Raw genomic sequence first — 21,355 nt, 5'->3', positions numbered from 1 at the left:
CCCGCCCGACACCAGCTCACCCCAGGGGTCACACATGAAGCTCGTCGTCCGCTCCCTCGCCGCCCTGACCGCCGCTGCCGCGCTCGCGGTCGTCGCGTCGCCCGCGCCCGCCTCGGCCGCCGGCGGGGACCACAACGTCTGGTGCATGCGCATCGCCCCGGGAACGAACGGCCCGTGCCCGTTCGGTCCGCCGCCGAGCATCTGAGCGATCGACGACGACACCCGACCGGGAACCCGGTCGGGTGTCGTCGTCGCTGGTGGGCGGCCTCGGGTCACTCGTTCCCGGGACGCTCGGCCGGCACGGCGCTCTCGGGGGTGGGGACGCCCGGGCCACCCGCCGGGCCGGGCGACGCCGCGCCCACCCCGGCCAGCTCCGATGCCTCCCCGGGCGTCCCCGGCGCAGCCGGGCCGTCGGGGCCGGCGGCCCCGCCAGCCACCTCGTCGAGGTCGGCTGCCGCACCCGCGAACTGGGCGGCATACAGGGTCGCGTAGGCGCCGTCAGCCGCGAGCAGCTCGGTGTGCGAGCCCTGCTCGACGATCCGTCCGTCCTGCATGACGAGGATGAGGTCGGCGTCGCGGATGGTCGAGAGCCGGTGCGCGATGACGAAGCTCGTGCGGTCGGAGCGCAGCGCGGCCATGGCGTGCTGGACGAGCAGCTCGGTGCGGGTGTCGACCGAGCTCGTCGCCTCGTCGAGGATGAGCAGCGCCGGGTCGGAGAGGAACGCCCGCGCGATCGTCACCAGCTGCTTCTCGCCCGCCGAGATGTTCGAGGCCTCGTCGTCGAGCACCGTGTCGTAGCCCTCGGGCAGCGAGTGCACGAAGCGGTCGACGTACGTGGCCCGCGCGGCGGCGAGCACCTCCTCGTCGGTGGCGCCGGGGCGGCCGTAGGCGATGTTCTCGCGGATCGTGCCGCCGAAGAGCCAGGTGTCCTGCAGCACCATGCCGATGCGCGAGCGCAGCCCGTGGCGCGACAGGTCCCGGATGTCGACGCCGTCGAGCGTGATGCGACCGCCGTCGAGCTCGTAGAACCGCATGATGAGGTTGACGAGCGTCGTCTTGCCGGCCCCGGTGGGGCCCACGATGGCGACGGTCTGGCCCGGGCTGACCGACAGGTCGAGGCCCTCGATGAGCGGCTTGTCCGGCACGTAGGAGAACGAGACGTCCTCGAAGGCGACGGCGCCGCGCGGGTCGTCGATCTGCACGGCCGTGGCGGCATCCGGCTGCTGCTCGTCGGCGTCGAGCACCTCGAAGACGCGCTCGGCCGACGCGACCCCCGACTGCAGCACGTTGGCCATCGACGCCACCTGCGTGAGGGGCTGCGTGAACTGGCGGGAGTACTGGATGAAGGCCTGCACGTCGCCGAGGCTCATCGTGCCCGAGGCCACCCGCAGACCGCCGACCACGGCGATGGCGACGTAGTTGAGGTTCCCGACGAACATCATGACCGGCATGATGATGCCGCTGATGAACTGCGCGCCGAAGGCGGCCTCGAAGAGCTCGTCGTTCTTGTCGCGGAAGGTCTGCTCCGTCTCCTTCTGGCGGCCGTAGACCTTGACGAGGCCGTGACCGGTGAAGGTCTCCTCGACGAGGCCGTTGAGCTCGCCCGTGTTGCGCCACTGCTGGACGAACAGCTTCTGCGAGCGCTTGGCGATGAGGCTCGTCACGACGATCGAGATCGGGATGCTGACGAGCGCGATGAGCGCGAGCAGCCACGAGATCCAGAACATGATGCCGAGCACCGCGAGCACGGTGAGGAGCGAGTTGAGCAGCTGCGAGAGGGTCTGCTGCAGCGACTGCCCGACGTTGTCGATGTCGTTGGTGACCCGGCTCAGCAGCTCGCCGCGCGGCTGGTTGTCGAAGTACGGCAGCGGCAGGCGGTTGAGCTTGGCCTCGACCTCCTGGCGCAGGTCGAACATCGTGCGGGCGAGCACACCCTGCAGGATCCAGCCCTGGATCCACATGAGCAGGGACGAGACGACGAAGAGCGCGAGGACGAGCAGCAGCACGTTGCGCACGGCGTCGAAGTCGATGCCCTGGCCCGGCGTGAACGCGACATTGCTGAGCAGGTCGGCCTTCGTCGACTCACCCGCGGCACGCAGGCCCTCGACGACCTGCTCCTTCGTCGTGCCCGGAGGAGCGGACTGCCCCACCTGGCGGCCGATGATGCCGGCGAAGATGAGGTCGGTGGCCCGGCCGAGGATCTTCGGCCCGATCGAGCTCAGCACGACGCTGACGACGGCGAGCACGAGCACGAGCACGACCTTGGCGCGGTGCGGGCGCAGCCGCCCGAGCAGCCGCTTGGCGGACGGGCCGAAGTCGAGCGACTTCTCGCCCGGCTGCCCCATCTGCATGTGGGGCGGACCGCCCCGGCGACCCGGACCGCGGCGCGCCTCGGCCGCCTTCTCCTCCGTGGTCTTGACTCCCTCGGCCATCAGGCCGCCTCCTCCGCGCTGCGCTGGGACTCGACGATCTCCTGGTAGGTCTCGCAGGAGCGGACGAGCTCGTCATGGGTGCCCTGACCGACGACCCGGCCGTCGTCGAGGACGATGATGTGGTCGGCGTCGACGATCGTCGAGACGCGCTGGGCCACGACGACGACCGTGCTGCGCGCCGTGACCGGCCGCAACGCCCGGCGCAGTCGCGCGTCGGTCGACAGGTCGAGGGCCGAGAACGAGTCGTCGAACAGGTAGATGTCCGGGCGCTTGACGATCGCGCGGGCGATCGCGAGCCGCTGCCGCTGGCCGCCAGAGACGTTGGTGCCGCCCTGGGCGACGGCCGAGTCGAGGCCGCCCATCGCCGTGACGAAGTCGGCCGCCTGCGCGATGCGCAGGGCGTCCCACAGCTGCTCGTCGGTGGCCTCCGGGTTGCCGTAGCGCAGGTTCGACGCGACGGTGCCGGTGAAGAGGTAGGGCTTCTGCGGCACGAGCCCGATGCGGGCCCAGAGGTCGTCGAGCGCGAGGTCGCGCACGTCGACCCCCCCGACCCGCACGGTGCCGGCGGAGGCGTCGAAGAGGCGCGGCACGAGCCCGAGGAGGGTCGTCTTGCCGGCACCCGTCGACCCGATGACCGCGGTCATGCGGCCCGGCTCGGCCCGGAACGTGACGTCGTGCAGCACCGCGACCTCCGCGCCGGGGTAGTGGAAGTCGACGCCGGAGAGCTCGAGGCCGGCGGGCGTCGAGCGGAGCGGCAGCGGCTGCACCGACTCGACGACGGTCGACTCGGTGTCGAGGACCTCCTGGATGCGCCCGGCCGACACCGACGCTCGCGGGATCATCGTGGCCATGAAGGTCGCCATCATGACGGCCATGAGGATCTGGACGAGGTAGGACAGGAAGGCCGTCAGCTCGCCGATCATCATGTCGCCGGAGTCGATGCGCTGCGCACCGAACCACATCACCGCGACGGTGGAGAAGTTGAAGATCAGCATGACGATCGGGAAGACGAGCGCCATGAGCCGCCCGACCCGCAGGCCGGCATCGGTGAGCAGCCCGTTGGCGTCGGCGAACCGGGCCTCCTCGTGCTCCTCGCGGACGAAGGCGCGCACGACGCGGATGCCCGTGATCTGCTCGCGCATGACGCGGTTCACGCCGTCGAGCGAGGTCTGCATGCGCCCGAACCACGGCACCATGCGGGAGATGACGAGCCCGACGACGAGACCGAGCAGGGGCACGGCCACCGCGACGAGCCAGGAGAGGCCGACGTCCTCGCGCAGCGCCATGATGATGCCGCCGACCATCATGATCGGCGTCGTCACGAGCAGGGCGAACGCCATGAAGACGACCATCTGCACCTGGGTCACGTCGTTGGTGTTGCGCGAGATGAGCGTGGGCGCGCCGAAGCGCGTCACCTCCTGCGCCGAGAACTCGACGACGCGACCGAAGAACCGGCCGCGCACGTCGCGGCCCATCGCCATGGCGACGCGGGCCGCGAGGTAGGTCGCGCTCACCGACGCCGCGATCTGCACGAGGCTCACGGCGAGCATGAGGCCGCCGTGGCTGACGATGAAGCCGGTGTCGCCCTTGGCGACGCCGTCGTCGATGATCTCGCCGTTGAGGCTCGGGAGGTAGAGCGAGGCCATCGTGCTGACGAGCTGGGCCAGCACGATGAGCCCGATCTGACCCGAGTACGGGCGCAGGTGACTGCGGAGCAGCCGGATCAGCATGTCGGTGCCTTTCGGTTCGTGGTCGAGCGGGAAGAGGTGGGCGGGTCGGTGGCGCGGGCGTGGACGCCGTACAGCACGGTGTCGACGATCTCCTCCGGCGTCAGCGTGCGGCCGTCGGCGATGCCGGGGTGGCTGCCGGAGAAGCAGAGCAGCCGGATGCGGTGCACGACGTCCCGGGCCGGCACGACGAAGTCGCCCTCGGCCGCGTCGGCGAGCAGCTCGTGCACCGTGTCGAGGAGCGGCTGGTGCGGCTCGAGCTCCTCGGCCCCCTCGTCGCTCGCACCGCGCAGGTGCCGGCCGGCGGCGTAGCAGGCGAGGTGCGGCCCGCGGTTGGGCGGCTCGGAGAGGCCGAGCGCGCCCATCAGGCCGAAGACCTCGCGGAACCGGCGCTGCATGATCGTCGTGAACGCCACGAGCCGGTCGCGCACCGTGAGGTCGGTGCCGATGGCGGCGATGGAGCGGCGCACCGGTGCGGGGCAGAAGGCCACCTGGACGGCTTCCTCCTGCAGGGCGTCCTTGGTGGGGAACGCCCGGAAGATCGTGCCCTCGGCGACGCCCGCCTCCCGCGCGATCTCGCTCGTCGTCGGCGGGCGACCCTCGCGGTGCGCGAGGTCGAGGAAGACGCCGATGAGCGCCTCCCGCCGGTCGTCAGGGTGCATGGGGGCGGCGCGCCCCGCTCGTTCTGCCACCAGCCCATTGTGAATGAGTGAGCACTCACTCACAAGCGTTTTTCCGAGACGCCGTCGTCCCCGCCTGACGCGAACCCTGCCCTGGCGCACTTGGCGTCGTTCCAGCAGCCCATATCCCGACGCGAACTACGCCCTGGCGGACTTCGCGTGGTCCAGCAGCCGATATCGCGGCGCGAACTACGCCCTGGCGGACTTCGCGTGGTCCAGCAGCCGATATCGCGGCGCGAACCCCGCCTTGGCGGACTTCGCGCGGTCCAGCAGCCCGCAGGCCGGCGCGAACCCCGCCTTGGCGGACTTCGCGCGGTCCAGCAGCCCGTATTCCGGCGCGAACTGCGCCCTGGCGGACTTCGCGTAGTCCAGCAGCCCATATCCCGGCGCGAACTGCGCCCTGGCGGACTTCGCGCGGTCTGGCAGCCCGCCGGTCGCCGGGGCCGTCCTAGACGAGCAGGCCGTCCGCGACGAGCTCGCGCAGCTGGGGCACGACCTCCGCGAGCACGTCCGCCGGGTTGAGCTCGAGCACCGTCGCGACCGCCTCGAGCGCGACGCGCGCGGTCAGCTCGCCGTCGGCCACGCCGAGGTATGCCGCGAGCAGGGTGCCCGCGCGCACGGCCCGTCCCAGCCCGCCGCCCTGGCGCACGACGATGACGGTGGGGTCCTCGGCTCCCGGGCGCCCGTGGCGCTCCTCGGTGACGTCCGGCGCGCACGACCACGCCACGTCGAGCAGCTCGTCGTCCGAGTGCTCGGCGAGCCACGTGCGCGCGCGGAGCCCGGCGTCGACCGCCGGGCCCATCGGCGCGGCCACGGGACCGTGCACCTCGTCGAGGGCGTGCCACACGGGCCGGTCGGTCGCCGGCCGCTGGAGCGTGACGACGCCGAAGCCGACCTGCTCGACGCCGCGCGCCCCGAAGTCGTCGAGCCAGGCGGCATACATGCGCGAGTGGGCGTCGCTGCCCGGCTGGGCACCGCCGTCGCGGGCCCACAGCTCGGCGTACTCGGCGGGGTCCTGCGACTCGCGCTGCACGACCCACGCGTCGAGGGCCACGCCGTCACGGGCCTGCTCCTCGAGCCACTCGGCCCAGACCTCGCGCCAGGAGCGGCCGGCCGGCACCTCCCAGTTGCCGAGGAACTGCGCGACGCCACCGGGCTCGAGCACCGACCCGACCTGACGCACGAGCGCCCGCACGAGCGTGTCACCGGCGCGCCCGCCGTCGCGGTACTCGTAGAGCGGCAGGCCCTGGCCCCGCGGCGTGATGACGAAGGGCGGGTTGCTGACCACCAGGGAGAAGCGCTCCTGCGCCACGGGTTCCAGCAGGTCGCCCGAGCGCAGGTCGGTCGTCGGCCCCGCCCCATGCGCGTCGTGGGCGGCGAGCGCGAGGTTGAAGGCGGCATACGCGAGCGCCCGGCGGGAGATGTCGGTCGCGACGATCGTCTGCGCGTGCGCGGTGAGGTGGAGTGCCTGGACGCCGCACCCGGTGCCGAGGTCGAGCGCCCGCCCGACCGGACGGCGGACGGTCCACGAGGCGAGCGTCGTCGACGCGCCGCCGATGCCGAGCACGTGGTCGTGGCGCAGCGGCCCGCCGACGGCGAGCTCGGAGAGGTCCGAGGCGACCCACCAGTCGTGCGCGTCGTCGCCGTAGGGCCGCAGGTCGCACGTCGCGAGCACCTCGTCGCCGGGCGGCGCCCAGCGGTCGTCCTCGGCGTCAGCGCCGCCAGCCGAAGCGCCTCGGGTGCGAGCCGTCGGCCCGGCGTCGGGCAGGGCCGCACCGACGACGACGAGGCCGAGGGCCACCGCCCCGTCGACCCCCAGCGTGGGGAGGGCGGCTGCGAGCGCCGCGACGGGCACCGAACGGCCGAGCGTGAAGAGGCGCACGAGCACGGCGCACGCGTCGGTCGCGCCCTCGGTCACGCGGAGGGCCGGCAGCGGCTGCTCGCGGTGCAGCGCCGCCGACGCCACGGCGCCGAGCCGCTCGGCCACCCCGTCGACCGTGAACGCGGCGGCGGAGAGGTCGGCGCGCAGCAGCGCGAGGCGTGCCGCGTCGACGACGGGCGTGTCGTTCAGGAGCCCGCGCCCGTCTGGGACGCGTCCTCACCCGCCGCGAGCGCGCGCTCGAGGTCGGGGTGGATCTCGAAGACCTTGTCGAGACCGGTGATGGAGAAGACCTTGAGCACGCGGTCGTCGGTGCCGACGAGGCGCATCGACCCGCCGCGGGTGCGCGTCAGCTTGAGCCGCCCGACAAGCACGCCGAGCCCGGTGGAGTCGAGGAAGGTCACGTCGGTGAGGTCGACGACGAGCTGGATGCGCCCGGCCTGGATCTGCTCGTCGAGCTTCTCGCGCACGAGGGGGGCGGTGTAGACGTCGATCTCACCGCCGAGGTGCACCACGGTCTGGTCGCCGTGGTCGGCCCGGGTGATCGAGAGATCCACCTGCGCCCCTTCCTGTCCGTGGTTGCATCCGTGCGCGCGAACGACGGCTGGTCGAACCCCGACCGGCGCGATCCCCCCGCCTGACTGACCGAGCGGTAACATGCCCCACTCAACGGTTACCGTACCCCGACGGCATACGGTTGCTCCACATGAACGGGGAGCCCACGCCCACAGGCACCGCGTCGGGGAGCCCCGACGGCGGACGGTTCGCCCCAGCCGCCGGCGCCCCGCGCACCCCGGCCGGCCGGACCTCGCCCGAGGCCCTGCTGCAGGCCCTCGCGGGCGACCACCCGGAGCGCCTCGTGCACGTCCACGAGGTCGCCGCGCGCGCGGCCGTGCACGCGGACTGGCCGGAGTGGGTCGACCCGAGCCTGCTCGGCTCCCTGCTCGCCTCCGGCATCGAGCACCCGTGGTCGCACCAGGTCGAGGTGGCCCAGCACGCGCACGCGGGGCGGCACGTCGTCGTCAGCACCGGCACCGCGTCGGGCAAGAGCCTCGGCTACCACCTGCCGATCCTCAGCGACCTCGTCGCCGGGGCCAGCGCGCCGAACGGCCGCGGGGCGACCGCCCTCTACCTCTCCCCCACCAAGGCCCTCGCGGCCGACCAGCTGAGCCGCATCGACGCGCTCGCGCTCCCGGCGGTGCGACCCGCGACCTACGACGGCGACACCCCGACCGACGAGCGCCGCTGGATCCGCGACCACGCCAACCTCGTGCTCACCAACCCCGACCTGCTGCACCACTCGCTGCTGCCCGGGCACGAGCGCTGGAGCTCGTTCCTGCGCGCGCTGCGCTACGTCGTCGTCGACGAGTGCCACGTCTACAAGGGCGTCTTCGGCTCGCACCTGGCCGCCGTGCTGCGCCGGCTGAGGCGCGTGGCCGCCCGCTACCGCTCGACGCCCACCTTCGTCTTCGCCTCGGCGACCGTCGCCGACCCGGAGGAGCACGCCTCACGGCTGCTCGGTATGCCGGTCGCGCCCGTCACGGTCGACGGCTCGCCGCGGGCGTCGATGACCTTCGCCCTGTGGGAGCCGCCGCTGCTCGTCGACGAGACGGGCCAGCCGAAGCGGGTCAGCACCATCACCGAGACGGGTGAGCTGCTCGCGGGCTGCGTGCGCGAGCAGGTGCAGACGGTGGCCTTCGCGCGCTCCCGGGCGGGCGTCGAGGTCGTGGCGCGGATCGCCAGGGAGCGCGTAGCGACGAGCGACGAGGGACGCGTGGCGGCCTACCGGGGCGGTTTCCTGCCCGAGGAGCGGCGCGAGCTCGAGCGGTCGCTGCGCTCCAAGGAGCTGCTCGGCCTCGCCGCGACGAACGCCCTGGAGCTCGGCGTCGACGTCAGCGGGCTCGACGCGGTGCTCCTCGCCGGCTGGCCGGGCACCCTGTCGTCGCTCTGGCAGCAGGCCGGGCGCGCCGGACGGTCGGGCGAGCGCTCCCTCGCCGTGCTCGTGGCCGCCGACGACCCGCTCGACACCTTCGTCGTGCACCACCCCGAGGCGATCTTCGGCCGCGGCATCGAGGCCACGGTCGTCGACCCGGACAACCCGCACGTGCTCGCGCCGCACCTGGCCGCCGCCGCCGCGGAGCTGCCCGTCACCGAGGCCGACGTCGAGGTCTTCGGGCCTCAGACGCGGGCGCTGCTCGACGTGCTCGTGGCCCGCGGCATCCTGAAGAAGCGCCCGCGCGGCTGGTTCTGGGGCCGGGAGGACCGCCCGGCCGACCACCTCTCGCTCCGCGGGGCGGGCGAGCCGGTCCGCATCGTCGAGACCCGGACCGGGCGCGTCGTCGGCACCGTCGACGACGCGGCCGCCCACAGCCAGGTGCACACCGGCGCCGTGCACCTGCACCAGGGGCAGACGTGGGTCGTCACCGAGCTCGACCTCGACGACCACGCGGCCTTCGCCGTGCGCGGCGACCCCGGCTGGACGACGCAGGCGCAGTCGGTGAGCGACTTCCAGATCGTCCACGAGGTGGAGCACGAGGCGTGGGGCCCCCTGCGCTGCTCCTTCGGCCACGTGACGGTGCGCCACCAGGTGACCTCGTTCCTGCGCCGCCTGCCCGGCGGCGAGGTGCTCGGCGAGCACCCCCTCGACCTCCCGCCGCGGTCGCTCGCGACCAAGGCGGTGTGGTGGACGATGCCCGTCGACGAGCTCGCCGCGGTCGGGGTGCCCGAGGACGGCATACCGGGTGCGGCGCACGCGGCCGAGCACGCCGCGATCGGGATGCTCCCGCTCTTCGCGACGGCCGACCGGTGGGACATCGGGGGCGTGTCGACCGCGCTCCACCCGGACACCGGGCTGCCGACGATCCTCATCTACGACGGGCACCCGGGCGGGGCGGGGTTCGCCGAGCGCGGCTACCGCCGGGTGCGCGCGTGGCTGGGCGCCACGCGGGAGGCCATCGCGTCGTGCGAGTGCGCCACCGGCTGCCCCTCGTGCATCCAGTCGCCCAAGTGCGGCAACGGCAACGAGCCGCTCGACAAGCAGGGCGCGATCGCGCTGCTCGACCTGACGCTGCGCTGCGCCGGCCCGGGGCCCACAGTCTGAGACGCAGGCGGGTCCGGCTGGATCCCGCGGACGGATTTCCTCAAAATCCCATATGGAAAGTAGGAAACACTCCTACTCTCTCCGTAGGAAAGCAGCCGCTCTCCAGGGCCAGTCGCCCCGTGCGCGCCCGTCCGTCCACACCCGTCAGGAGCCCGTCGATGCGACGCTCACCTCTTCTCCTCGCCGCGATCGCCGTGACCGGGACGCTCAGCCTCACGGCCTGCGCCGGCGGTGGCGCGAGCGACGTCGCGGCCCAGCCCGGATCCACCGCCGCCGCCGCCGCGACGAGCACCATCAACCTCTACGCGTACGCCGTGCCGAAGGTCGCCTTCGACGTGCTCATCCCGGCGTTCCAGCAGACGACCGCCGGCAAGGGCGTGCAGTTCCAGCAGAGCTACGGCGCCTCGGGCGACCAGAGCCGCAAGGTCGCCGCCGGCGCCGAGGCCGACTTCGTCAACTTCTCCGTCGAGCCCGACGTCACGCGCCTCGTCGACGCAAGCCTTGTCGACTCGTCGTGGAACTCCAACGAGCACAAGGGGATTCCCTTCGGCTCGGTCGTCACGATCGTGACCCGCAAGGGCAACCCCAAGGGCATCAAGGACTGGGACGACCTGCTCAAGCCCGGTGTCGAGGTCGTGACGCCCAACCCGTTCTCGTCGGGCTCGGCCAAGTGGAACCTGCTCGCGCCGTATGCCGCCAAGAGCGAGGGCGGCACGAACAAGGCCGCCGGGCTGGCCTACATCAAGGCCCTCGTCGGCCAGCACGTGAAGATCCAGCCGAAGTCGGGCCGCGAGGCGACGGAGGCCTTCCTCCAGGGAAGCGGCGACGTGCTGCTGAGCTACGAGAACGAGGCGCTCTTCATCGAGAAGAACGGCGACCCGGTGCAGCACGTGACCCCGCCGCAGACCTTCAAGATCGAGAACCCGGCCGCCGTGCTCAAGGGCAGCAAGAACCTCACGGCCGCGACCGCCTTCGACGAGTTCCTCTACACGCCCGCCGCGCAGAAGCTCGTCGCCGAGGCCGGGTTCCGGCCCGTCGACGCCACGGTCGCCGCCGAGTACGCGTCGAAGTTCCCGGCGCCGACGAAGCTCTGGACGATCGCGGACCTCGGTGGCTGGAAGAGCGTCGACAGCACGCTCTTCAAGAAGGACGTCGGCGACATCGCGGTCATCTACGACCAGGCCACCCAGTGACCTGCCCGGCGCACTGAACCCCGCGCACTGAACCCGACACCGACACGGAGACCGCAATGAGTGCACACACCGACGAGCGCAGCGCCGTCGCGACGTCGGCGTCGCACGACGCGGCCTCCCCCGCCGCGAGCCCCGCTCGCGACGACTCGACCCCCGCACCGGGTGCCGGGCCGGACGTCCCACCGACGTCCCGCCCACGGAGGCGTCTCGGTCTGGCCCGGCCACTCGGCGTCGGGGTCGTCACCCTCTGGCTCAGCGTCATCGTGCTGCTTCCCCTGGCGGCGCTCACGGTCGCCGCGTTCGACGAGGGGGTCGCCGGCCTGTGGCGGGCGATCACCGCACCGGCTGCGCTCGCCGCGCTCTGGGTGACCGTGCTCGTGTCGGCGCTCGTCGCCCTCGTCAACGCCGTGCTCGGCACGCTCGTGGCCTGGGTGCTCGTGCGCGACGACTTCCGCGGCAAGCGCGTCGTCAACGCCCTCATCGACCTGCCCTTCGCCCTTCCCACCATCGTCGCGAGCATCGTGCTGCTCTCGCTCTACGGGCCGAACAGCCCGATCGGGGTGCAGCTCAACGCCACCCGCTGGGGGCTCGTCGTGGCGCTGCTCTTCGTGACACTGCCCTTCGTCGTGCGCTCCGTGCAGCCGGTCCTCATCGAGACCGACCGCGAGGTCGAGGAGGCGGCGGCCTCCCTCGGGGCGACCGGCTGGACGACGTTCCGCCGGATCGTGCTCCCCGCCCTGGCGCCGGCCATCATCAGCGGCACCGGCCTCGCCTTCGCGAGGGCCATCGGCGAGTACGGCTCCGTCGTGCTCATCGGCGGCAACATCCCCCGCGAGACGCAGGTCGCCTCGCAGTACATCCAGCAGCAGATCGAGATCGACCGCCCGCAGGCCGCGGCCGCGGTGTCGGTGGCGCTGCTCGCCATCGCGTTCCTGACGCTGCTGGCCCTGCGGGCCTTCGCGAGCCGCACCCAGCGACGTGAGGAGCGTGCAGCATGAAGGTCTCCCGGCGAACCCGTCTCTCCCTGCGCGTCGTCGCGCTCGGCTACCTGTTCGTGCTCGTGGGGGTGCCGATCGCCGTCATCCTCTGGCGCACCTTCGCCCCCGGCATCCCCGCCTTCCTCACGTCGGTGTCGACGCCGGCGGCCCAGTCGGCCCTCAACCTGTCGCTGCTCATCGTGGCGATCACGGTGCCGATCAACGTCGTCTTCGGCGTGGCCACGGCGCTCGCCCTCGTGCGCGGCCGGTTCCGCGGTCGGGGCCTGCTCCAGGCCGTCGTGGACCTGCCGTTCGCGGTGTCGCCGATCGTCGTCGGCGTCGCGCTCATCATGCTCTGGGGCTCGGCCGGCTGGTTCGGGGCCCTCGACAACGCCGGCTTCAAGGTGATCTTCGGGCTGCCGGGCATGGTCATCGCGACGATCTTCGTGACGCTGCCCTTCGTGGTCCGCGAGGTCGAGCCGGTGCTGCACGAGATCGGGATCGACCAGGAGCAGGCCGCCTCGACGCTCGGCGCCAACGGCTGGCAGACCTTCTGGCGCATCACCCTCCCGGCGATCCGCTGGGGCCTGACCTACGGCGTCGTCCTCACCGTCGCCCGCGCGCTGGGCGAGTTCGGCGCGGTGATCATGGTCTCCTCCGGCTTCGCCGGCATCTCGCAGACGCTGACGCTGCTCGTGCACTCGCGCTACATCGACGACCACAACACCTACGGCGCGTATGCCGCCGCCACCCTGCTCATGGGCATCGCGCTCGTCGTGCTGCTGCTCATGACCGTGCTCGACCGGAAGAGGAGCGACCGATGATCACCGTCACCCACGCCCGCAAGAACTACGGCTCGTTCGCCGCGCTCGACGACGTCAGCCTCGAGATCCCCAAGGGGTCGCTCACCGCGCTGCTCGGGCCGAGCGGGTCGGGCAAGTCGACGCTGCTGCGCTCGATCGCGGGCCTCGAGACCCTCGACTCCGGTGCGGTGACCATCCAGGGCCGCGACGTCACCAACGAGCCGCCGCAGCGACGCGGCATCGGCTTCGTCTTCCAGCACTACGCCGCCTTCAAGCACATGACGGTGCGCGACAACGTCGCGTTCGGCCTCTCGATCCGCAAGCGGCCCAAGGCCGAGATCGACACGAAGGTGAACGACCTGCTCGAGATCGTGGGGCTCGAGGGCTTCCGCAACCGCTACCCCGCGCAGCTCTCCGGTGGGCAGCGCCAGCGCATGGCGCTCGCCCGGGCCCTCGCCGTCGACCCCCAGGTGCTGCTCCTCGACGAGCCGTTCGGTGCCCTCGACGCCAAGGTGCGCACCGACCTGCGCCAGTGGTTGCGCCGCCTGCACGACGAGGTGCACGTCACGACGGTGCTCGTCACGCACGACCAGGAGGAGGCGCTCGACGTCGCGGACCGCATCGCGGTGCTCGACAAGGGACGGATCCAGCAGGTCGGGGACCCGGTGACGCTCTACGAACGCCCCGCCAACGACTTCGTCATGAGCTTCCTCGGCTCCGTCTCGCGCCTCGGCGACCAGCTCGTGCGTCCGCACGACATCGTCATCGAGCGCGACCTCGCGACGGCGCTGGCGCTCGACGCCGACGTGCCCGGCTCCCCGGGCGTCGTGACGGCCACCGTCCAGCGCGTCGTGCCGCTCGGCTTCGAGGTCCGGGTCGACCTGCGCACCGACGACGGCGCCCACTTCGCAGCCCAGGTCTCGCGCCGCGACGCGGCCGACCTGCAGCTGCGCGCCGGAGAGGTCGTGGCGGCCCGGGCGATCGGGCGCTCGAGCGTCGTCGAGACGGCCGCGCTCGCCATCTGACGGGGCGCGACGCGTCGGCGGGCGGTTCGTGCGGGCGTACGGCGGTACGGCACACTGCAGTCGTGGACATCTCGGCACGAGTCGACTACGCGGTCCGCGCGATGCTCATCCTCGCCGATGCGGATGCGGACGGCTCGGGCCCGATCAGCATCGACGCTCTCGCGACGCGACAGGACCTTCCGAGGAAGTTCCTCGAGGCGATCTTCGCCGACCTCCGCCGGGCCGATCTCGTGCTCAGCCGCCGCGGAGCGCGCGGCGGCTACGTGCTGAGCCGGGAACGCGGCGCGATCAGCGTCGGCGACGTGTTCCGGGCCGTCGACGGCCCGCTCGCCGAGGTGCGGGGCCTGCGACCGCACGAGACCGAGTACCACGGCGTCGCGGCGCACCTGCCCAGCCTGTGGGTCGCGGTGCGCGCCAGCCTGCGCGAGGTGCTCGACGAGACCTCGCTCGAGGACCTGCGCACCGGAGCCCTGCCCGACCGCGTGCGCCAGCTGCTCACGACGCCCGACGCCTGGCAGAACCGCTGACGCCCACAGAACGGCTGACCCAGGGACCATTGCTGTCCCCGGGACAACCGCTGACGCCGACAGAACTCCTGACCCCAGGGAAACCGCTGCTCTCTGGGACCACCAGCGGCCCAGACACGCCGCTGACGCCCGGGACGACCGCTGGCCTGTCGCAGACGCCTCAGCTCGGAGGCCCGGCGCGGGAGCGGGCGATCGCGCCGGCCGGCCACCACGCCGGCTGCACGCTGACGGCGACCTCGAGCCGCTCACCCGCGAGCGAGCAGGCGCTGAGCGTGGCGTCGTTGGTGCGCGCCACCTGACCGGCGAGCGCGCACGCCCGGCTGGCATCGGCCCCGTCGCGGGCAGCCCGCGCACCGGCCAGTGCCGCCACGTCTGCGGCCAGTCGAGCCCGGCCGCTCGCCAGCACGGCCGAGGCGATGACCAGGGACCCGATGCCCAGCACCATGACGACGGCCACGAGGGCGAGGGCCAGCACGGTCGCGGCACCGCGGTCGCACGGCCACGGCGGCGGACTCGCGCGGCTGGGCCCGACCGCCGGCCACGGTCGTGCGCCGTCCGCCGTCGCCCCCGCTCTCACGCCCGGCCGCCTTGGTCGGGCGCGGCGGCAACGGCCGACGCAGCGTCCTCCACGGGCGACTCGGCGCCGGCGACGACCTGCCACGTGGGCAGGCCCGCCCACGAGCGGGTGCGCGCCCGGACCGACACGCGGACCGTGCCCGCCCGGGCGGAGACCGCGACCGTCGCGCCCGCTGGAGCCGCCTCGGCCGCGAGCGCCCGCACGTGGGCGACGGTGTCGCCCCGGGCCGCCGCCCGGACCGCGAGCCGTGCCGCGTCGACGCAGCGGATCTGGTCGACCGCCGCCCCGACCGCGACGAGGCACAGGGCCAGCACGAGGACGACCGCCGGGATCGCGACCGCCAGCTCGGCCGTCACCATCCCGCAATCGCGACGCCGGACCGGGACCTCCGCCCTGACGCGCCCCGGCCTCGCCCCGAGCCGGGCACGGGCGCGGACGGGTCGAACGGCCACCGACGCCCTCCGGTCCACCGCGCGCCTCAGCCGGCCAGCCGGAGCGCGCTCTGGACGATCCCGGCCAGCGCGCTGCGCACCGCGTCGGACCGGACGACGCCGAGCAGGACGAGGGCGAAGGTGCAGGCCGCCATGATCCCGACCGCGTACTCGGCCGTCGTCATGCCCACTTCCCACGGCCGTCGTGCTCCACCTCCTCGTCCTGCGCGACCTCTTCGTCCCGCGCGAGCTCCTCGTCCTGCTGGGCCTGCTCCGCCGCCGAGCCCTGCTCGAGCGCCGGACCCGACGCGGCGCCGCCGCAGCCCCGTCCGATCGCGCCGCCCGAGGCGGCGCAGCGCCGCCTCGAGCCGAGCCATTCCGTGCTTCATCGGTCTCTCCTCTCTGTCCCGGGGCCCGTCGCCTCGGGAACGGTGGTCGTCATGGCCGGAGCAGGTCGCCCGCGAGCGCCAGCACGAGCGGCACGACGGTGGTCAGGCAGAAGGCCGGGAGCAGCACGAGTCCGAGCGGGGCCACGAGCCGCACGCCGACCTGCGCCGCGGCAACCTCGACCCGCTCCAGCTCGGCTGCCCGGAGGTCGTCGGAGGCCGAGAGGAGCAGCGGGCCGGGCGGCACCCCTGCCGAGTGCGCGACGGCCAGCGCCCGGGCCGCCGCAGTCCAAAGCGGCCCGACGGAGTCCCAGGCCTCGGCCTCGGTCGCTCCCCAGCGCAGCGCCGTGGCGACCTGGCGCAGGTCGGTCCGGGCGGGCCCGGTCGACGCCGCTGCCACCGCGTCCAGCACGTCCCATGTCGGCAGGCCCGACCGGTAGGCGAGCGCGAGCAGGGCCAGGGCGCTCGCGACCTCGTCGTCCGTCATCGGCCGGGCTCCCGAGCGCCCCGACCGCGGGGCGCCCCGCAGCTGCCGCCGCGCCGCCCCGTCGGCGCCGTCGGCGCCGTCGGCGCCGTGCCTGCCCTGCCTCCCGAGTGCGCGGCGCCACCCGTGCGGGCCCGGGCCACCGAGCAGCACGAGCACGGCCAGGCCGACGAGCGCAGCCGCAGCCCAGGGCGCGGGAGCCGGAGCAACGGACCAGCTCACGCTCGCACCGCCGTGCGGATCATCCGGGTGCACCATGCGCGGCCGGCGCCGACCAGCGCGAGGCCGAGCCCGAGGCAGGTGAGCGTCAGCGGCGACCCGAGGTAGAGCGTGCGGGGGTCGATGCCGCACGCGAGGCCGACGAGCGGTCCCGCGAGCGGCAGGAGCGTGAGCACCGTGACCGACGCGCGCGGCCCGGCAACGGCGACGGCGACACGGCCACGACGGGACCGGGCATCGAGCAGCCCACGGGTCGCCCGCTCGACGGCCAGCGCGAGCGGTGCCCCCGTGGACTCGGTCAGCTGCCACGCCGAGGCGACCAGGGCGAGCGAGGGCGACGAGGTCCGGCCTGCCCACGCGCTCCACACCGCGGCCACCGACTCACCGCGACCGGTCGCCTCGACGAGCTCGGAGACGAGCAGACGCACCGATGCCTCCACGGGGCGACTCGTCGCCACTCGCTCGCCGCCCGCCGGCGCCCCTCGCCCGGCCTCGACCATCGGCACGGCCTCCGGCACGGGTCGAGCCCCGCGCCCGGCCACGGCTCCCAGCCCGGCCACCGCCCCCGGTCCAGCCACCGCTCCCAGCCCCGCTACTGATTCCGGGCCAGCCCCCGCCCCCGGCCCGGCCACCACTCCGACCACGGCTCCCGGCCCGGCCAGGGCTCCCGGCCCGAGCAACGCCTCCGCGGCGAGGGCCAAGGCCCGGGCGGGCGGCAGTCCGGCCTCGAGCGCAGGGCCGATGCCACGCAACAGCTCGACGACGGCATCGGTGACGGCGTCGCTGCGACGTCGCAGCCGCCATCGGCGAAACAGCTCCACCGGGTCCTCGTGCCAGATGCGACGCCAGCCACCGAGGGTCTCCTCCGACGCCTGCCGTGCCACGGGTCCGGGCGAGCCGAGCGAACCCGCCTGCCACGGCCGCGGGCGCGACGGCCAGAGCAGCACGCAGCCGCCCAGCAGCGCAGCGGCCACGATCTCGACCGCCCTCACGACGTCGACCCCGAGTCCCACGGCGCATCCGCAACCCCGGGCTCGCCCACTCGTCGCCCGGCCGGCACCACCTCCACCTCGCCCTGCACGCCGACCTCACCCCTCCCGACGGCCTCACCCCTCCCGACGGCCTCGCCGCGCCAGACGGCCTCGCCCGGAACCTGCTGCACCAGGGCGAGGTCGGTCGGTAGCTCGAGCCGGGCCGCCAGGGCAGGCCAGGCGGCACCCGGCACGGACCGGCCGTGGCCGTCCCACTCCAGGGCCGGGACGACGCACGGCTCGCCCTCGCGCCGGAAGAGCGCCGCCACGGCGGCGACCCGTCGCCCACCGTCGGCCCGGGTGACGTGCACGACGAGGTCGATCGCCGCCCCGAGCTGCGACCGGACCGCGCCGGGGCCGAGGCCGGCGAGGGCGCCGAGCGCCTCGAAGCGCGCGACCACGTCGCCGGGGGCGTTGGCGTGCACGGTGCCGCAGCCGCCCTCATGCCCGGTGTTGAGCGCCGCCAGCAGCTCGCGCACCTCGGCCCCGCGCACCTCGCCGACCACCACGCGGTCGGGGCGCATCCGCAGGGCCTGCCGCACGAGGGTGGTCAGGGTGACCTCGCCCGCGCCCTCGACGTTCGGGGGCCGAGCCTCCAGCCGGACGAGGTGCGGGTGGTCGATGCTCAGCTCGCGGACGTCCTCGATGACGACGATCCGCTGCGACGGGTCGCTGCTGCCGAGGAGCGCCGCGAGCAGGGTGGTCTTGCCGGCGCCCGTGCCACCGGACACGACGAAGGCGAGTCGACGGCGGACGACGGCCCGCAGCACCACCTCGATCTCGGGCGGGAGCATGCCGCGGGCCCGCAGCTCGGCCAGGTCGACGGGCCGGCGCGGAGGCACCCTGATCGTGATGTGCGGCCCGCCCTCGACGAGCGGGGGCAGCACGGCGTGCAGCCGCGCACCGTCGGGCAGCTGGCCGTCGACCCAGGGGCTCGACTCGTCGAGTCGGCGTCCGGCGAGGCCGGCGAGGCGCACGGCGAGGGTGCGCGCCTCGTCGGGGGCCAGCCGGTCGCCCACCCACTCCATGCCGTGGCCCCGGTCGACCCAGACCCGGCCGTCGCCGTTGACGGCGACGTCGGTCACCGCGGTCTCCACGAGCCAGCGCTCGAGCGGACCGGCACCGAGCACCCGCGACGACAGGGCGGCGCGCGAGGCCGCCACCCGCTGGGCGCCCAGAGGGCCGAGCTCCTCGGCCGCCACCCCGGCGACGGCCGTGCCGTCGGGGCCGACCCCGTCGCGCACCCGCTGCCACATCGCCGGGGTGAGCGTCATCGCGACCACCCCCGCCACCCGGGCGAGGTCGCCGTCCTCGCGACCACCTCGTCCGACCCACGCCTCCCGCTCATGACCCCGCGCTCCCGCTCATGACCGCGCACCCCCGGCCCATTCCGCCGCGTCCCCGGCTCATGCCGCGGCCCGCTGGGCGGTCAGTCGCAGGAGGAGCTCGTCGGCGGCGCGGACGACCGCGCCGCGACCGCGGACCCCGGGCGGCAGGCCGCGGGCCAGCTCGTCCCGCAGTCGCCGGTCGTCACCGACCACCGCCACGACAGGCACGTCGAGCTCGTCGGTGACGAGGTCCTCGAGGTCGGGCTCGACCCGCTGTCCACGGATGACGACCCACGGCTCGATCGGGAGCAGCGGCTGCTCCTCCCACGGGCGGCCGGCCTCACGGGCCGTGGCGAGCACCCGCCGGACGCCCGGCACGACGGCCGCTCCCGCCGCCAGCTCGGAGACGCCGGAGCCGAGCACCACCACAGCCACGTCGACCAGCAGCCCGATCGCCGCGAGCACGGCGACGTCGCGCGCCAGGTCGACCACGACCAGGTCGTGGCTCTCGGACAGCCCGGCCACCACGTCGGGGACGATGTCGAGCCATGGATCCTCCGCGGGCGGCCGCCACCCGTCGGCACGCGCGCCCGACAGCACTGCGACGCCGCAGCTGGTCGGGAGGCGGCGGGCGAGCGCGGCCCCGTCGACGACGCCCGAGACGCCCTCGAGGTCGGCCCACCGCCAGCCGGGGTCCTGCTCCACCCCGAGCACGACGTCCAGGGCGCCGGCGGCCCGGTCGAGATCGAGCGCCACCACCCCCAGCCCGGCTGCGGCGGCTCGCACGGCGACGGCGGCTGCGAGGGTGGTGGAGCCGACACCCCCGGAGGCGGGCAGGCACGCCATGACGTTTCCCATGCCGCCCACGGTGGCGCGGGGCACCCGCGCGGCGACAGCCACGGCCCTGCACCGGTGGACAACCCGCGGTCGAGCCCATGGGGTGTGGACAACTACGTGGAGCGCGCGCATCCGGACATGGCGGTGGCCTCCGTCCGGGGGAAGACGGAGGCCACCTCACGAGACTGGCACCGGGGGGGAGGAGCCAGATCGCGCGGCGCTCGACCCTCACGGGGAGCACCACCATCAACTGTGGACGCTCCCTCTACAGATTGCAAACCGAGATGTCCCGACACGCGGTGATTTCTTCGGAATTGTCGCCACGCCCGAATGGACCCCGCAGATCCGGCTCACGGGGCCGTCGTCCGAACCGAGCGAAGGCCTCCCGACCGAGGTCGGGAGGCCTCCAGAGAAGGACCGTGCTACCAGGCGTGCAATCTCGTAGTGTCGCCCCGGTTGTGCGCCCGGGGGTGGACGGTTCCAAGGGAACTGCTCTCGCGTGGGTACGCGGGTTCTTCTCGTGTCGTTCTGTCTTGCGTGGATCCGGATCTACGCCTCTCGGCGATGTGGTTCCTGGTTCCGTTCTACTCCACGCCGTCGGCGTGGCGACAGCCCCACGGGCTGTCCGGTCTGTCCGGCGCCGAGAAACTGTCCATGGTGGTGGACACCCCGCACGGATCGTCGGGTCAGCTCAGCCGGCCCGCGCGCACGGCGTCGCTGACGCGCTCGCCCTCGCCCGCCGCCGTCGTCACGGCCTCGCCCGCCTGCACGAGCCAGAGACCCACCCCCCGGGTGCCGCCGGAGGCGTAGGCGGCCAGGGAGCCGACGTAGGCCGGACCACCGTGGGCGACGTGCCCGGCCTCCGGCACCGCCACCCCCGTCGGGTCGAGCCCGTACGCCTGCACGACCGCGCGCTCCATCGCCCGGGCCACCAGCCCGTTGCCGTGGACGAACGGGCGGATCGCGGCCACCTCCGCGTGCACGAGCGCGGCCACGACGACCGCAGGCACGCGGCTGCTGCCGGCCGTCGCGACGACGAGCTCGGCGAGGCCGGACAGTCGCGCCGCGACCGTCGCGGCGGCCGGGGCGGGCCCGAGGTCGACGAGCTCGGAGCAGCCCTCGTCGCCGACCCGTGGCCGGCCGAGGGCCGCCGCGTCCTGCACCCCCGCCGACAGGCCGGGCCCCGCGGCCGCGACGTGCAGCCGCGCGAGCGCCTGCAGCGGAGCCGTGCGCACGAGCGAGACCACGCGCTCGCTCTCGGCCGTCGCCGCGATCGCCCCCCGGAGCACCTGCAGGCCGGGGTCGGGGTCGAGCGGCCAGTCCCGGGCGCCGCTCATCAGCTCCCGCACCAGCTCGACCGGGAAGTCGGCACCGTCGAGGGCGGCGCTGGCCCGCGCCCCGCGCACGCGCGACTCGGCGGCGGCCTCGGGGATCCGTCGCCGCAGCGCCTCGTGGAAGCGCAGCCGGGTGCACGCCTCGCGGGCGTCGTCGGCGCGCGCCCGCACGTCGGGCAGCTCGAGCAGCAGCTCGAGCTGGTCGAGGAGCGCGGTCTGGGCGGGGCTGGGCTCGGGCACCGACCCAGCCTAGGAGCGCCGGTCCGCCCTCCGGGACCGCAGGGCGGCGCGCGGGGCGTGAGTACACTCACGGCATGAGCTCGATGACCCGACCCGCCCTCATCGGAGCGTGGTGGCTGCCCAGCTGAGGCGGCCCATCGAACCA

General features: G+C 74.0%; 20 protein-coding genes. 7 read left to right on the top strand and 13 right to left on the bottom strand.

Annotated features, from left to right (window positions below):
- The first annotated feature begins 34 nt into the window (after window positions 1-34).
- A complete protein-coding gene (locus ABT295_RS16200) occupies window positions 35-205 on the top strand; it encodes a hypothetical protein (RefSeq protein WP_352395440.1) in 171 nt (56 codons plus the stop codon).
- A 67-nt stretch (window positions 206-272) separates the two neighbouring features.
- Here the strand turns inward: ABT295_RS16200 and ABT295_RS16195 are convergent, their stop codons facing one another.
- The 5 genes from ABT295_RS16195 to ABT295_RS16175 all read right to left on the bottom strand — a co-directional run bounded on the left by ABT295_RS16195 (window position 273) and on the right by ABT295_RS16175 (window position 7,275).
- Window positions 273-2,432 carry an ABC transporter ATP-binding protein gene (locus ABT295_RS16195; RefSeq protein ID WP_352395439.1) on the bottom strand — a complete coding sequence of 720 codons (2,160 nt, stop codon included), beginning with the start codon at window positions 2,430-2,432 and terminating at the stop codon, window positions 273-275.
- Window positions 2,432-4,162: an ABC transporter ATP-binding protein gene (locus ABT295_RS16190; RefSeq protein ID WP_352395438.1), complete on the bottom strand. Its 1,731-nt coding sequence runs from the start codon at window positions 4,160-4,162 to the stop codon at window positions 2,432-2,434. Before ABT295_RS16190 ends, ABT295_RS16195 begins: the two co-directional genes overlap by 1 nt.
- On the bottom strand, window positions 4,156-4,851 hold the full coding sequence (locus tag ABT295_RS16185) for a TetR/AcrR family transcriptional regulator (RefSeq protein ID WP_352395437.1): 696 nt from the start codon (window positions 4,849-4,851) through the stop codon (window positions 4,156-4,158). Before ABT295_RS16185 ends, ABT295_RS16190 begins: the two co-directional genes overlap by 7 nt.
- A 436-nt stretch (window positions 4,852-5,287) precedes the next feature.
- Window positions 5,288-6,910 carry a DUF7059 domain-containing protein gene (locus ABT295_RS16180; RefSeq protein WP_502991212.1) on the bottom strand — a complete coding sequence of 541 codons (1,623 nt, stop codon included), beginning with the start codon at window positions 6,908-6,910 and terminating at the stop codon, window positions 5,288-5,290.
- Complete coding sequence (locus ABT295_RS16175; protein ID WP_352395435.1) at window positions 6,907-7,275, bottom strand: anti-sigma factor antagonist; 369 nt, start codon at window positions 7,273-7,275, stop codon at window positions 6,907-6,909. Before ABT295_RS16175 ends, ABT295_RS16180 begins: the two co-directional genes overlap by 4 nt.
- A gap of 149 nt (window positions 7,276-7,424) precedes the next feature.
- On the opposite strand from ABT295_RS16175, the gene ABT295_RS16170 reads away from it, so the two are divergent.
- The 6 genes from ABT295_RS16170 to ABT295_RS16145 all read left to right on the top strand — a co-directional run bounded on the left by ABT295_RS16170 (window position 7,425) and on the right by ABT295_RS16145 (window position 14,343).
- Window positions 7,425-9,818 carry a DEAD/DEAH box helicase gene (locus tag ABT295_RS16170; RefSeq protein ID WP_352395434.1) on the top strand — a complete coding sequence of 798 codons (2,394 nt, stop codon included), beginning with the start codon at window positions 7,425-7,427 and terminating at the stop codon, window positions 9,816-9,818.
- A gap of 158 nt (window positions 9,819-9,976) precedes the next feature.
- Window positions 9,977-11,011, top strand: a complete 1,035-nt coding sequence (locus tag ABT295_RS16165) for a sulfate ABC transporter substrate-binding protein (RefSeq protein ID WP_352395433.1) — start codon at window positions 9,977-9,979, stop codon at window positions 11,009-11,011.
- Window positions 11,012-11,067: 56 nt separating this feature from the next.
- Window positions 11,068-12,009: a sulfate ABC transporter permease subunit CysT gene (gene cysT / locus ABT295_RS16160; RefSeq protein ID WP_352395432.1), complete on the top strand. Its 942-nt coding sequence runs from the start codon at window positions 11,068-11,070 to the stop codon at window positions 12,007-12,009.
- Window positions 12,006-12,812: a sulfate ABC transporter permease subunit CysW gene (gene cysW / locus ABT295_RS16155; RefSeq protein ID WP_352395431.1), complete on the top strand. Its 807-nt coding sequence runs from the start codon at window positions 12,006-12,008 to the stop codon at window positions 12,810-12,812. Before cysT ends, cysW begins: the two co-directional genes overlap by 4 nt.
- Entirely contained in the window at window positions 12,809-13,816 is a 1,008-nt protein-coding gene (locus ABT295_RS16150) for a sulfate/molybdate ABC transporter ATP-binding protein (protein WP_352395430.1), read from the top strand. The genes cysW and ABT295_RS16150 overlap by 4 nt, the downstream gene beginning before the upstream one ends.
- A 62-nt stretch (window positions 13,817-13,878) precedes the next feature.
- Window positions 13,879-14,343, top strand: coding sequence for an RrF2 family transcriptional regulator (locus ABT295_RS16145; RefSeq protein ID WP_352395429.1), 465 nt, complete (start codon window positions 13,879-13,881; stop codon window positions 14,341-14,343).
- 160 nt (window positions 14,344-14,503) lie between these two features.
- On the opposite strand, the gene ABT295_RS16140 is transcribed toward ABT295_RS16145, so the two are convergent.
- The 8 genes from ABT295_RS16140 to ABT295_RS16105 all read right to left on the bottom strand — a co-directional run bounded on the left by ABT295_RS16140 (window position 14,504) and on the right by ABT295_RS16105 (window position 21,210).
- Entirely contained in the window at window positions 14,504-14,920 is a 417-nt protein-coding gene (locus ABT295_RS16140) for an Rv3654c family TadE-like protein (RefSeq protein ID WP_352395428.1), read from the bottom strand.
- The gene (locus ABT295_RS16135) at window positions 14,917-15,279 is read right to left on the bottom strand and encodes a TadE family type IV pilus minor pilin (protein ID WP_352395427.1); all 363 of its coding nucleotides are present in this window, start codon (window positions 15,277-15,279) and stop codon (window positions 14,917-14,919) included. The genes ABT295_RS16140 and ABT295_RS16135 overlap by 4 nt, the downstream gene beginning before the upstream one ends.
- Window positions 15,280-15,398: 119 nt before the next feature.
- Entirely contained in the window at window positions 15,399-15,536 is a 138-nt protein-coding gene (locus tag ABT295_RS21190) for a DUF4244 domain-containing protein (protein ID WP_502991183.1), read from the bottom strand.
- A 253-nt stretch (window positions 15,537-15,789) separates the two neighbouring features.
- A complete protein-coding gene (locus ABT295_RS16125) occupies window positions 15,790-16,443 on the bottom strand; it encodes a type II secretion system F family protein (RefSeq protein ID WP_352395426.1) in 654 nt (217 codons plus the stop codon).
- Window positions 16,440-17,453: a type II secretion system F family protein gene (locus ABT295_RS16120; protein ID WP_352395425.1), complete on the bottom strand. Its 1,014-nt coding sequence runs from the start codon at window positions 17,451-17,453 to the stop codon at window positions 16,440-16,442. Before ABT295_RS16120 ends, ABT295_RS16125 begins: the two co-directional genes overlap by 4 nt.
- Window positions 17,429-18,745 carry a TadA family conjugal transfer-associated ATPase gene (locus ABT295_RS16115; RefSeq protein ID WP_352395424.1) on the bottom strand — a complete coding sequence of 439 codons (1,317 nt, stop codon included), beginning with the start codon at window positions 18,743-18,745 and terminating at the stop codon, window positions 17,429-17,431. Before ABT295_RS16115 ends, ABT295_RS16120 begins: the two co-directional genes overlap by 25 nt.
- Before the next feature lie 132 nt (window positions 18,746-18,877).
- Window positions 18,878-19,657 carry a nucleotide-binding protein gene (locus tag ABT295_RS16110; RefSeq protein WP_352395423.1) on the bottom strand — a complete coding sequence of 260 codons (780 nt, stop codon included), beginning with the start codon at window positions 19,655-19,657 and terminating at the stop codon, window positions 18,878-18,880.
- 665 nt (window positions 19,658-20,322) lie between these two features.
- On the bottom strand, window positions 20,323-21,210 hold the full coding sequence (locus ABT295_RS16105) for a hypothetical protein (protein WP_352395422.1): 888 nt from the start codon (window positions 21,208-21,210) through the stop codon (window positions 20,323-20,325).
- Between the last annotated feature and the right edge of the window lie 145 nt (window positions 21,211-21,355).

This window comes from Terrabacter sp. NPDC000476, from assembly GCF_040300125.1.
GTDB lineage: Bacteria > Actinomycetota > Actinomycetes > Actinomycetales > Dermatophilaceae > Terrabacter.
The sequence above is the reverse complement of the archived record's forward strand: the minus strand, read 5'-3'. Positions and strand labels throughout refer to the sequence as shown.